The organism is Clostridium sp. LIBA-8553 (genome assembly GCF_057782465.1).
On record NZ_CM173489.1, the window covers coordinates 243,723 to 256,684 of the forward strand.

The window sequence follows — 12,962 nt, forward strand, 5'->3', positions numbered from 1 at the left end:
ATAGTATGAGTATAGGTAGAATTGCTAAGAGAGCAACGGAAGTACTTAGAGAAGATGGTTTGATAGAAGTTATAAAGAGAATTTTGAGATATATAAAAAGACGTATTAAAGGTAAGTTGGATAATAATGCATTAGTTTATAAAAAAAATTATGAAGAAGCTAATGCTATATTCCATAAAATATTAAATAAAGAGAATTTTAAAGCCGTTGTTGTTTTTGACTCAAGAGTAGGGTGGAATATTCCATTATTCCAACGTTCACAGCATATGGCTAATGAACTTACTGATGATGGATATCTTTATTTTTATAGAACTTCTGAACAGTTTGATCCAGATATAAAAACAGTTGAGAAGTTAAAAGATAGACTTTACTTAGTTAATATGGCTAATTTTGCTTTACAAAATGCTATGTTTGATATTTTAAGAGAATATAAAGGACATAAGTTCTTATCTCTTTACTCAACAGATGTTTATTTAGATGAACAATATATAAAAGAAAAATACACTGATAATGGATTTAAAATAATATATGAATATATAGATGAACTTTCAGATGAAATATCAGGACATTTGCCTGAATTTGTATATGATAGACATAAGCATATTATAGAAGATAAGAGCAATATAGCTGTAGGGTCAGCTGATAAACTTATAGAAGAGATAGAAGAGATTAGAGGAACAGAGAATGTTGCTATGATAACAAATGGTGTACAATATGATCATTGGCAATATAGAAGTGATGAGGTTCCAGATAAGTTAAAAGACATAGTAAGCAAAGGAAATCCTATAATAGGATATTTTGGAGCTTTAGCAAAATGGTTTGATTATGATTTACTTAAAAAAGTAGCTAAAGAAAGACCTAACTATGAAATAGTATTAATAGGATTTTTATATGATAATAGCTTTAAAGATAGTAAAGTAGATGAATTTGAAAATGTACATTATTTAGGTGTCGTTGATTATAAGGAATTAAATAAGTATTCTCAATACTTTACAATATCAACTATACCATTCTTATTAAATGATATAACTGAATCTACAAGTCCAGTTAAACTTTTTGAGTATATGGCTATGGGCCATCCTATAGTTACTACTGATATGAGAGAATGTAGAAAATATAAATCAGTATTAATAGGAAAGAACCATGAAGACTTTATAGAAAAATTAGACTTTGCTTTAACTCTTGATAAAAACGATGAGTATTATGACTATCTAAAAGAAGAAGCTCTAGCAAATACATGGAGAGAGAAAGCTGCCATATTAGATAGATTAATTGAAAAAAACATTTAATAGTGAGAGGGTAATAGGATGAATTTAAAAAGAAAAATAAAAAATGCATTAAGACCTATATTAAAGCCAATGTTACTTAAATATAGGGAAAAGGGACATGAGGATCAAAAACAAGTATTCTTTGATGAAATAACTGGAGCTATAAAGAACGGAAATTATGATGCTATAGTTATATTTGATGTTTACTTTGGATTTGAGGTTAAAATGTTTCAAAGACCTCAACATATAGCTTTAAACTTAGCTAAGGAGAATGTTTTATACTTCTATAAAGCATCACCATATGTTGATAAAGATATACAAACATATAAAAAGATGGCTGATAATCTTTATTTAGTAAATACAGATTTATACTGGCTTCAAGAGTGTTTAATAGACATAGTATCTCAAAGTGGAGTACCTGCTTTTGGACAAATTTATTCAACTTCATTTGTTGAATATGATAGTTGGTTAAAGAAATTTACTGATAGAGATTTTAAAATCATATATGAATATGTTGATGATTTATCAGATGAGATTGCTGGACATAAAATATCAGATGAAGTAAAAGCAAGTCATAAGAGAATGCTTGAAGATACTGAGAAGGTATATGTTGTAACAACAGCTGATAAGTTATATCAAGAGGCTAAAGCCTTAAGAGGCGATAATAGATTAGCTCTTGTAACTAATGGAGTTCAATATGAGCATTTTGCAGATATTGATTGCAAAAAAGTTCCTGAAAAGATGAAAAATATTGTTAAGAGCAAGAAAAAGATAATAGGTTACTTTGGAGCTTTAGCAAGTTGGTTTGATTATGACTTAATAAAAGAGCTTGCTGAGGAGTTTAAGGATGACTATGAAATAGTTCTTATAGGAATAGATTATGATCAATCATTAGGAAAGAGTGGAATATTAAAATTAGATAATGTTCATTATTTAGGTACTGTTAACTATAATGAACTTCCAACATACTCTAAATTCTTTAATGTTTCTATAATTCCTTTTGTTGTTAATGAGATAACAGAGGCTACTTCACCAGTAAAGTTATTTGAGTATATGGCCTTAGGTAAACCAATAGTCACAACAGCTTTACCAGAGTGTAGAAAATATGAATCACCACTAGTAAGTGATTCTCACGAAGATTTTATAAATAACATTAAAAAAGCAGCTGAGTTAGAACATTCTAAGGAATATATAGATTTACTTAGAAAAGAAGGAAATCAAAATACTTGGAGACAAAAGGCAAAAGACATTAAGGAGCTTATATTAAACTCTTAATGGGGGAGAAATCATGGAAAAGGCAATAGAAGTGAAAAATCTTTGTAAAAATTACAGAGTTTACGATTCAAAATCAAGTAGAATAAAAAGTATAATAAATCCTTTTGGAAAAAGAGAAGTTAAAGAATTTAAAGCCTTAACGGATGTTTCTTTTCATGTAAATAGAGGTGAAATTGTTGGTATCATTGGGAATAATGGTGCTGGAAAATCAACTTTATTAAAGATATTAACAGGAGTTTCATTTCCATCTTCAGGAGAAGTTAATGTTAATGGAAGAGTATCTTCTCTTTTAGAATTAGGAACTGGATTTAACCCAGAACTTACAGGAGAAGAAAATATATATTTTAATGGAAGTTTAGTGGGATTAACTAAAGAAGAAGTAGATAATGTAAAAGATGATATTATTGAATTTGCTGATATTGGAGAATTTATAAATCAACCAGTTAAAAGTTATTCAAGTGGTATGTATGCTAGATTAGCTTTTGCAGTTGCTATAAACATTAATCCTGATATACTTATTGTAGATGAAATATTATCAGTTGGAGACGTTGGATTCCAAAAGAAATGTATGGATAAGTTTAATGAGTTTAAAGAGGCAGGTAAAACAGTTCTTTATGTATCTCATGGATTAGAAACTGTTCAAACCTTTTGTGAAAGAGCCATATGGCTTGAAAAGGGAAGAGTTGTTGATATAGGTCCATCTTTTGATATAGTTGAAAAATACTATGATAAACTTATGCAAAGTGATTCTAAAGAAGAACTTGAGTCAGGAAAATTCGTTGAACTTAATAATGTAGAAATAATAAATAAGAAAAAAGCTTATAAAAAAGGTGATTCTATAGAGTTTTTAATTGAATATGATGTATTAAATCCATCAGTTAAAAATGCAGGTATTACTATTGAAATGAGAAGAGCTTACAGGGAACCTTGTGAGTATAGAAATGCGGATCAATTTATATTTTCAGTAAATAGTAATGTTGATGAATTCACTATACCTTGGAAAAAGGGAAAAAATAAGATGACTTTTAAGATAGATTCCTTAGATGTTAAGGAAGGAACTTATTACTTAGATGCTATATTTTCAGAAAGTCAAAATCTTGTTGCTTTAGAAACACAAGAGAATGTTATTTCATTTGATGTGCAAAATGAGGATGAATCTGAAGGCTTTGTGTTCTTAGATTCTACATGGTCATAAAAGAGAAAGGATATAACCATAATTTATATGGTTAATATCCTTTTTTGTGTACTAATTATATGAAAAGATGTTAATAATGTAAAAGTGTTAAAGTCTTTTAATAAGGAGAATTTTTATGAAGAATATTTTTGAAGTTATGTTAGAAAAAAATATTGGTGATTTTACATATGAAGAGAAGAGGGAATTAAATAGTTGGCTTATAAAAAATTTAAAGTTAAGAGAACTTATATATTCTGATTTAGAGGCCACTACAGGTATTGATGAGAATGGAAATAACATCTCTAATTATGAAAATAAAATTACTGAAGATGATATATTATCAGGTAAATTAAATGAGGTATGTTCAAAAACATCTAAGTATATTGATGATGCAATAAGTTCTATATTATTTGAAGCACAGTTTAATTGTTTTTATAAAAAAATAAAAGATATTTTAGAAAACGAAGAATTTGATGAAATTATAGTATTTCATGCTTCATTTGGATGGAATATAGAAATGAAGCAAAGACCACAACATTTAGCAGAAGCATTAAGTGATAAAAAAATATTATATATATATAGAAGTGATATAAAAAATGATAAAATATATTCTATTGAAAAGATAAAAGATAATTTGTATGTTCTTAATTTAGATATGTATAGTTTGAATATAGCTTTCTTTGAAGCTATAAAAGAAATAAATAAACCTAAATTTGTACATGTTTATGCAACTTGTTTAAATTCAGTTGATTATGAAAAAATAAAAACATATATGGATAAAGGATTTAAGGTTATATATGATTTCGTAGATGAGCTATCAAGTGAAATAAGTGGATATGATGTAACTCCTAAAATGATAGAGGATCATGAAAGACTTTTAAGAGATAAGGAGAATGTATTAGTTGTTTCAACTGCTAAAAAATTAAAAGATATTGCAGATAGTTTTAGAGGTAAAAATGAAAATAATATTTTAGCTTCAAATGCAGTTAATTTAGAAGATTTTAAAAAGTATGGACATGAAATAGGAAAAGAAATTCAGCCTATAGTTAAGAAGAAGAAACCTATAATAGGATATTATGGAGCTTTAGCAAAGTGGTTTGATTATAAGTTAATTGAACAACTAGCTAGTGAGAGAGAGGAATATGAGATTGTTTTAATAGGAATGGATTATGATGGTTCTTATGGCAAAAGTAATTTAAAAAATTATTCTAATGTATCTTATCTTGGAATGATTGATTATAAGAATTTAATTAATTATTCAAAATGCTTTGATGTCTGTATGGTGCCATTTATAAAAAATGATATAACAGATTCTACATCTCCATTAAAGATCTTTGAATATATGGCCTTAGAAAAACCAATAGTAACTACAGATATAAATGAATGTAAAAATTATAATTCTTGTATGGTTTCAAAAGACGCTGATGAATTTATAAAAAATATTGATAGATCATTAAATTTAGGATTAAAAGATAGAAAGTATTTTAAAACCTTAAAGAGGGAAGCAGAAGAAAATACTTGGGATAATAGAGCTGAATTAATAAAGGAATCACTTAAAAGCTTAGAATAAAGATTAAAAATAAGATTTTATTTTAGGTGAGTATTAATTTTAAATTAGCCTTTCAGTTATATATAAATCAATATTAGTTTAAAATATAGCTAAAGATTAAAATAAAAGTAAGTGATGATTTAGTTAATAGAAAAAAAAATGCCTAAATCTAAAAATAGATATAGGCATTTTTATTTATGAATTAATAAAGATTTACTTTATAAGTAAATCATTAAAAGATTCTATGTATTCATGTGCATATTTTTTTATTTCCGTTCTTTCTTCATCAGAAACTGTATGATCTTCAACAGCAAAGACTTTCATTCCTGCACTAAGAGCACCTTTAACCGCTGGTAAGATATCTTCAAATACTGCACATTCATTAGGAGATAATCCTAATCTTTCAGCAGCTAATAAATAAACATCAGGAAAATCTTTTCCTCTAGAAACTTCTCCTGTTATAGTTATTGAATCAAATAAATCGAATATATCATTTGATTTTAAAGAAACCTCCAATAGAGGATAAGAGTTACTAGTAGCTAATCCTATTTTTATATTAGATTCTTTCAGCTGTTTAAGAAACTCTCTTGCACCAGGTTTAAGTTTTATGTTTTCTTTATATTCTATGTAGGCCATATCATGCCAAGTTTTCATTATTTCTTCTTCTGAATCTGCTATATTAAATCTTTTCTTAAAATATTTAGCAACTTCTTTGAAGCCTAAATGAGTGATTTCTTCTTTAAGGTTATTAGGAACTTCATGACCAAGTTTATTTAGATAATCAACATCTATTTTAGCCCATACTCCCATTGAATCAACTAAAGTTCCATCTAAATCAAAGATTACACCTTTTATATTGTTAAGCATTGTTGCCTCACCCCCAATACAGTTTATCATATAAATTATATTGAAGGTAAGGTTAAAAATTTAAACTTCGTTAAAAAGAAATTTAAGTTTGTTAATATTTAAAACTTGATTTTATTAAAATTCTCTTTCAAAGATAGAAATTTTTTCTTTATTTTCAAAGCATTTAAGTGAGGTTATTCCTAGTTGTGATAATACTTCATCCATAGTATGGCTATGAGTAGCAACTTTTATTGGAGAACTATAAGCGACTTCATCGACATGTTTTTTTCCTATACTAGGATCAACAATTCTTTTAGGGCCACCAACACATCCACCAACACATCCCATACCTTCAACAAAGCTTGCTTTTAATTCGCCATCTTGCAATTTATTTAGAATCTCTTTACATTCTTTAACACCACTTGCTTGAACTGATTTAAAAAGCTTAGATTTATCTGGATATAATTCTTTAACAACATCACTTATAGCTTCAGAAACACCACCAGTTCTAGCGTACAGTCTTCCACCTCTAGAGGTATACTCTATTGATGGAACTCCTTTCATAGTAGATGGATCTATTTTTAAAGCTTCAAATATTCCTTTAAGTTCTTCAAAAGTTAAAACATAATCTATAGTACCCACTAAATCTTTTTCTCTTGCCTCAGCTTTTTTAGCTATACATGGACCTACAAAAACAACTTTAGCATCTTTATTTAATTTTTTTATTACTCTTCCAGCTGCGATCATAGGAGAAACAGAAGGAGATACATCTTTTACTAAGTCGTTATAACATTTTCTTAACATTCCAACCCACATAGGACAACAACAAGAGGTTATTAATACATCACCAGTTTTTTCTACGTGATGATTAAATTCCACAGCTTCTTTTATTGATAACATATCAGCTGCAAAGGCAACCTCAATCATATCAGTAAATCCTATTTTTATAAAAGCTTCTCTTAGCATATCTAATGTTACGCTTTCACCAAATTGTCCAGCTATAGCTGGAGCAACTGCAGCTATTACTTTTTGATTATTTTTTATCAAATCAATGATTGGAAGAAGCTCTATTCTATCTAAAAAGTGACCATTTTCACATACTTGAACACATATACCACAGTTTTCACAAAGGTTGGGATCTATATATTTACTATTATCTATAGGATTAGTCAGTATTGCATCAAAGGGACAGAGACTTTGACATTTTCCTTTAGTGTCTTTAGAACAGTTTTCTGTACATACAGATACTTTTTCAACTAAATTTTTTCTTATTTTATGTGAGGTTATAGCTTTTTTTATATCATAAGCAATATTATTAGAATTTTTATCTATTTCAACTCCACATAGGGAAGAAAGAACTTCTATTGCTTCATCTTTACTATTAAAATTATTTTTTATCATATTATTTAATTTTTCATCGAAATTATCTTGTGAATAATATGATGAAATAAGATCCTTGAATAAAGAGTCATATTTTTTATTCATGATAAATCCTCCTAAAATCTATTTAATAAGATTATTATGTGCACAAATTTAAATCGTATTAGTAAAGTGTATAAATTTTTGTAAGTTGGAGAGTATTTTAAATAAATAATAATTAATAATAAGAAAAAGGTGATATGCAATGAAATATATTATTTTAACTGGAATAGTAGTACTAATTTGGATGTTTTATATGTCGTTATTTCATGCGGCAGCAAAAGAAGATAGATACTTAGAAGAAGAACTTGCAAAAAGTATTAAAGAGGAAGTTAATGATAATTTAGAATAAAAAATATGTTTAGGAATATAATTTAATGATAGCATTTTATAATAGGGGATATAATATGACTGATGTTAAAACCAATATAATAAATGAGCCGTTAGAAGATAAAAACCAAGCTAAGCAATGGGCAAAAAATAGAGGAGCCACTTCAACATTTATAGAATTAGCTGATTTATATTGGAAACTATATAAGGAGTGTGGAGGTGTTAATCCTACAGTTGCCTATGCTCAAGCAGCTTTAGAAACAGGATATGGAAAATTCAGAGAAGGTGTTAAAGAGGAGTTTAAAAACCCTTGTGGTTTAAAAACTTCTATATCAACAGAGACTCATGCAAAATTTGATACATGGACAAAAGGAGTACAAGCTCATTTAGATCATTTGGCTTTATATGCTGGTGCTAGTGGATATCCTAAACTAAATAGTGTAGATCCCAAGCATTTTCAATATTTGATGGGAATATGTAGATATGTTGAGGATTTAGGGGGGAAATGGGCACCATCATTAGATTATGGAATGAAAATAATAGAATTTATAAATGAAATATCATCTACAGAAATAATAGACACTTTTGAAGAATTTTATATAGATAAACGAGAAGAGGATAACAGGGTAGTATTAGAGATAGATAAAAAAATTAAGAATATAAATGATGTTTTAAAAATATTAAAGGAAGAATTTATAACTAGCAAAAAAAATAGCAATATTGATAAAGAATATATTGATAAACTCTTAAAAGAAAATGATCTATTAAAGGAAAAGAACCTAAATCTTAAAAATAAACTAGAAGAATATGAAAAAATAATAAAGTCAATATCTAACTTAGTGGATAGTAAATAAAATTTAACTTTAAATTTACAGAATGATATAAGTTTACTTATTATATAATTATGATTGATTCAGAGGGATATATTCTCCCCTCTGAATTTTATATTAGTATATTTTATACACTAACTATATCTAAATATAAGATATAGAATATTTTAGGTAGAGTATTGTATGTTTTATATAAAATAAAAAGGAATTGCTATTGCAATTCCTTTTGGTCGGGGTGACAGGGATCGAACCTGCGACCTCATGGTCCCAAACCACGCGCGCTCCCATCTGCGCCACACCCCGGCGACATATATTATTATATGGGAAAAAAATAAGTTTGTCAACAAAAAAAATAAAAAAATTTTAAAAATGAATTAACATTATATTTTATTAATATATAGGATATTTTCATAAGGATGTTATAATGTTAAGTAGTAATTTAATAATTAAAAGATGAGGTGGAACAAATGAAGATAAGTTCAATTGTTATGCTAGCAGCTAGTTTTTTATTAATAGTTGTTGGGATAGTATTATTTGCAAACAAAAAAAGATTCGATGGAGAAAATCAAACAGGAAAATATAGTGCTAAATACATACAAATTAATGCGCTAGGAAATATTTTTATTGGATTTTTAGGAACTATTTTAGGAGCGGTAGATAATTTTGTTAATGGAAATTCAATAAAAATAGCTTTCGTAGTAGTTATAATAGGCGGGTCAATAGTTCAAAGAATTGTTGCCAATAAAATAACAAAATAGTATATATATGTAAACGGAAGTTAAAATATTGTAAAAAAAGTGAAAAAAATATGTTTATTTAACAGAAAAATGACAAATTTATATTGTTACAAAAAGGTTTCCAATGATATAATGATATATGTAAAATTTTTTAACATAGGGGAGGGATGGGTTCCTATTTTTCATTAAATGGGAGCAAGTAGATATGAAGAAGAAAATAATTTCAACAGTTCTTGCTGCTACAATGACATTCGGAGTAGGACAAAGTGTATTCGCAACTCCACTTACGGATAGTCAAAAGCAACAAATGGAACAAAATCAAGATAAATATGCAGATATTAATAGTAAAATAAGAGATTTAGAAAATAAGATAGATGAATTAACAGCTAAAATAGAGCCTTTATTTTTCCAAATTGAAAAAAATAAAGATGAAATATCTAAGACAGAAGAATCAATTTCAACAGTTAAAGTTCAAATTGAAGAATCAAAGAAAAAAATAGAAAAACAACAAGAAGTTTTAGGACAAAGAATTAGAGCGACTTATAAAAGTGGTGGACAAGCAAACTACTTAGGTGCTTTATTAGAGTCTAATGGTATAAGCGACTTCTTATCAAGAGCACAAGCTATTAGTAAAGTAATGGGTATGGATAAGCAAGTTATCGATGAGTTAACTTCTGAACAGGCAAAACTTGATAGTCAAGTTAAAGAATTAGAAGATAAAACTGCTGAATTAAATAAGCTTAATACAGAAACTCAAACAAAAATAGATGATTTAAATAAAATGAAAGCTGAACAAGAAGACATTATTAAAGAAATGAAGTCTGAACAAGAAAAGGTTGTTGGAGAATTAGCACCTTTAGAAAAACAATTAATTCAGCCTTGGATAGACAAAATTAATGCAAATAGTTCTATAGATGAGTTAAATCAAGCTAAGACAGCTTTACAAGGTTTAAGAAACCAAATAAAAACTCCAGATGTAGATGCTGAAGCTGTTCAAGCTATAGAAAAAGCTAAAGACTTAATTGCTCAAAAGCAAGCAGAAGGAAACTCAGCCAATACTCCAAATAGAGGTGGAAATGTAAATAATGGTGGAAATACTGCTAGTGGCGGAAGTTCATCAGGTAGCGGAAGTTCATCAGGCGGTGGAAGTGTAGTAGCACCTCCAAGTCAAGGGGCATCATCATCATTAATATCATATGCATATCAATTCATAGGAAAACCTTATGTATATGGAGCAACAGGTCCTGATTCATTTGATTGTTCAGGATTTACTCAATATGTTTACAGAAATGCTTTAGGTATTGGTTTATCAAGAACTACTTATACTCAAGTAAATGAAGGTAAGCCGGTTTCAAGAGATCAATTACAACCGGGTGATTTAGTATTTACTGAAGGACCAGCATCAGCTCCAAATCATGTTGGAATATATGTAGGAAATGGACAAATGATTCATGCTGCAAGACCAGGTGTTGGTGTAGTAGTAGGACCAATATATAATTTTTCAACTGCAAGAAGAATATTATAATTGTAAGTTATTATGCCAAACAGATAATTTCTGTTTGGCATATTTTATTTTATAGAGTTTTATTGAAGTTATTTTGATTTTTAGTAAAAGTTAGAACTAATTAATATTTTGTAATATGATTTTCATAAAATAAGAGATTATAATGATTTAAGAATTTGGTTTTGTGCCTATAAATAATAAGTAATACTATGATTAAAAACGTATTTAGTTAATAACCTAATTGACTAAAGAGTAATATTAAATAAAGTGATTAGAGATAATTACTATATGCTATAATATAAAAGATATAAATATGATTCAGAATAAGTGTTTATTTACATTTTTAAATATAGTAAAGGTGAGTGTGAAGAAAAATGAATGAAAATTTTAGAGAGTTGGATTTAACATTAGTCAATGATGAAGAAACTCTTGATGATTTACAGTTAAATGGATTACATATAATACAGAAAAAGGAAGGGTTTAGATTTGGAGTGGATGCTGTTTTATTAGCTAATTTTGCTAATGTTAATAAAAAGCATTCAGTGCTAGACTTATGTACTGGAACAGGAATAATTCCTCTTGTTATTTATGGTAAGAAAAATCCTAAAGAAGTAGTGGGAATAGAAATTCAAGAAGAATTTGCAGAAATGGCTAAAAGAAGTGCAAAGATCAATAATATAGAAGATAAGGTTTCTTTTGTTTGTGGAGATTTAAAAGATAAAAATTTAAGCAAGAAATTACCTAAATTCGATGTGGTTACAGTTAATCCTCCATATAAATTAAGTAATGCAGGAATTGTTAATCCAGAAGATAAACTTGCTATTGCTAGACATGAGATAATGTGCAATTTAGAGGATGTTATAGCTGCAAGTAGGAGATTCTTAAAAGATAACGGTAGACTTTATATGGTACATAGACCAGAAAGATTAGCAGATATATTCTGTTTAATGAGAAAATATAAAATAGAACCTAAGAGAGTTAGAATGGTTCATCCAAATACTAAAAAAGCAGCTAATATTGTATTAGTAGAAGGACAAAGGGATGGAGGAGCTTTCTTAAAATGGGAACCTCCTTTATACGTTTATAAAGATGAAGGTGGATATAGTGAAGAAATAGATAAAATATACGGAAGGGAGAGCAAATAAAATGAGTAAGATTTATTTAGTACCAACTCCTATAGGAAATTTAGGAGATATAACTTTAAGAGCTTTAGAAGTATTAAAAAATGTTGATTTAATAGCAGCTGAGGATACAAGACAAACACTTAAACTTTTAAATCATTTTGAAATAAAAAAACCTCTAATGAGCTATCATAAGCATAATGAACAAGGAAAAGGCGATGAGATACTTAGAAGGGTTAAAGAAGGTACTTCTGTGGCTATAGTAAGTGATGCCGGAACTCCAGGAATATCAGATCCAGGAAGCGTTGTCGTTGAAAAGTGTATAGCTGAAGGTATAGAATTTGAAGTATTACCAGGAGCAACTGCTTTTACCACAGCTTTAATATACTCAGGATTAGATACAACTAAATTTATGTTTAAAGGATTTTTCCCTAGAGAGAATAAAGAGAAAAAGGCTTTTATTGAAGATATAAAAGATAGAACTGAAACAATAATAATATATGAATCACCATATAGAATTTTAGATACAATAGATACTTTAAAGGAAGGTTTAGGGAATAGAAATATAGCTGTATGTAGGGAGTTAACTAAACTTCATGAAGAAATATTTAGAGGTACTATGGAAGAAGCAAAAATTCACTTTGAAGAGAATGTCCCTAAGGGTGAATTTGTTTGTGTAATATCAGGAAAATCAAATGAAGAAATTGAAGAAGAGAATAATGCTAAGTGGAGTAATATGTCAATTGAGGAACATATAATCCATTATATAGACAATGAGGGAATGAAGAAAAAGGATGCGATAAAGCAAGTAGCAAAAGATAGAGGAGTTGCAAAATCAGAAATCTATAAATTTTCACTAAATATATAAGAACTTTGAAATAAAAAAATAAAGCACTTCATAGGGGATTA

Annotated in this window: 12 protein-coding genes and 1 tRNA gene; 10 read left to right on the forward strand and 3 right to left on the reverse strand. The window is 28.1% G+C overall.

Annotated features, from left to right (window positions below; all coding sequences use genetic code 11):
• Nucleotides 1-5 precede the first annotated feature (5 nt).
• The 4 genes from AC2JAQ_RS01015 (at nt 6) to AC2JAQ_RS01030 (ending at nt 5,287) form a co-directional block, all read left to right on the forward strand.
• Nucleotides 6-1,289: a glycosyltransferase gene (locus AC2JAQ_RS01015; RefSeq protein WP_488457479.1), complete on the forward strand. Its 1,284-nt coding sequence runs from the start codon at nt 6-8 to the stop codon at nt 1,287-1,289.
• Between the two features lie 18 nt (nt 1,290-1,307).
• Nucleotides 1,308-2,543 (forward strand): glycosyltransferase, encoded by a 1,236-nt coding sequence (locus AC2JAQ_RS01020; RefSeq protein ID WP_488457480.1) that lies wholly within the window; start codon nt 1,308-1,310, stop codon nt 2,541-2,543.
• A 13-nt stretch (nt 2,544-2,556) separates the two neighbouring features.
• A complete protein-coding gene (locus AC2JAQ_RS01025; RefSeq protein WP_488457481.1) occupies nt 2,557-3,738 on the forward strand; it encodes an ABC transporter ATP-binding protein in 1,182 nt (393 codons plus the stop codon).
• A gap of 115 nt (nt 3,739-3,853) precedes the next feature.
• Complete coding sequence (locus tag AC2JAQ_RS01030; protein WP_488457482.1) at nt 3,854-5,287, forward strand: glycosyltransferase; 1,434 nt, start codon at nt 3,854-3,856, stop codon at nt 5,285-5,287.
• A gap of 192 nt (nt 5,288-5,479) precedes the next feature.
• Here the strand turns inward: AC2JAQ_RS01030 and AC2JAQ_RS01035 are convergent, their stop codons facing one another.
• Together AC2JAQ_RS01035 and AC2JAQ_RS01040 are read right to left on the reverse strand one after the other, a co-directional pair.
• A complete protein-coding gene (locus AC2JAQ_RS01035) occupies nt 5,480-6,133 on the reverse strand; it encodes an HAD family hydrolase (RefSeq protein WP_488457483.1) in 654 nt (217 codons plus the stop codon).
• 114 nt (nt 6,134-6,247) lie between these two features.
• On the reverse strand, nt 6,248-7,597 hold the full coding sequence (locus AC2JAQ_RS01040) for a [Fe-Fe] hydrogenase large subunit C-terminal domain-containing protein (RefSeq protein ID WP_488457484.1): 1,350 nt from the start codon (nt 7,595-7,597) through the stop codon (nt 6,248-6,250).
• A 139-nt stretch (nt 7,598-7,736) separates the two neighbouring features.
• Here AC2JAQ_RS01040 and AC2JAQ_RS01045 point away from each other — a divergent pair, with 139 nt between their 5' ends.
• Together AC2JAQ_RS01045 and AC2JAQ_RS01050 are read left to right on the forward strand one after the other, a co-directional pair.
• Nucleotides 7,737-7,883 carry a hypothetical protein gene (locus tag AC2JAQ_RS01045; protein ID WP_488457485.1) on the forward strand — a complete coding sequence of 49 codons (147 nt, stop codon included), beginning with the start codon at nt 7,737-7,739 and terminating at the stop codon, nt 7,881-7,883.
• A 55-nt stretch (nt 7,884-7,938) separates the two neighbouring features.
• A complete protein-coding gene (locus tag AC2JAQ_RS01050) occupies nt 7,939-8,715 on the forward strand; it encodes a glucosaminidase domain-containing protein (RefSeq protein WP_488457486.1) in 777 nt (258 codons plus the stop codon).
• Between the two features lie 203 nt (nt 8,716-8,918).
• Here AC2JAQ_RS01050 and AC2JAQ_RS01055 read toward each other — a convergent pair.
• Nucleotides 8,919-8,994, reverse strand: a tRNA-Pro gene (locus AC2JAQ_RS01055).
• A 164-nt stretch (nt 8,995-9,158) separates the two neighbouring features.
• On the opposite strand from AC2JAQ_RS01055, the gene AC2JAQ_RS01060 reads away from it, so the two are divergent.
• The 4 genes from AC2JAQ_RS01060 (at nt 9,159) to rsmI (ending at nt 12,921) form a co-directional block, all read left to right on the forward strand.
• A complete protein-coding gene (locus AC2JAQ_RS01060; RefSeq protein WP_488457487.1) occupies nt 9,159-9,449 on the forward strand; it encodes a hypothetical protein in 291 nt (96 codons plus the stop codon).
• 184 nt (nt 9,450-9,633) lie between these two features.
• A complete protein-coding gene (locus AC2JAQ_RS01065; RefSeq protein WP_488457488.1) occupies nt 9,634-10,953 on the forward strand; it encodes a C40 family peptidase in 1,320 nt (439 codons plus the stop codon).
• A gap of 353 nt (nt 10,954-11,306) precedes the next feature.
• A complete protein-coding gene (locus tag AC2JAQ_RS01070) occupies nt 11,307-12,077 on the forward strand; it encodes a tRNA1(Val) (adenine(37)-N6)-methyltransferase (RefSeq protein WP_488457489.1) in 771 nt (256 codons plus the stop codon).
• A 1-nt stretch (nt 12,078) separates the two neighbouring features.
• Nucleotides 12,079-12,921: a 16S rRNA (cytidine(1402)-2'-O)-methyltransferase gene (rsmI, locus tag AC2JAQ_RS01075; protein ID WP_488457490.1), complete on the forward strand. Its 843-nt coding sequence runs from the start codon at nt 12,079-12,081 to the stop codon at nt 12,919-12,921.
• Nucleotides 12,922-12,962 lie beyond the last annotated feature (41 nt).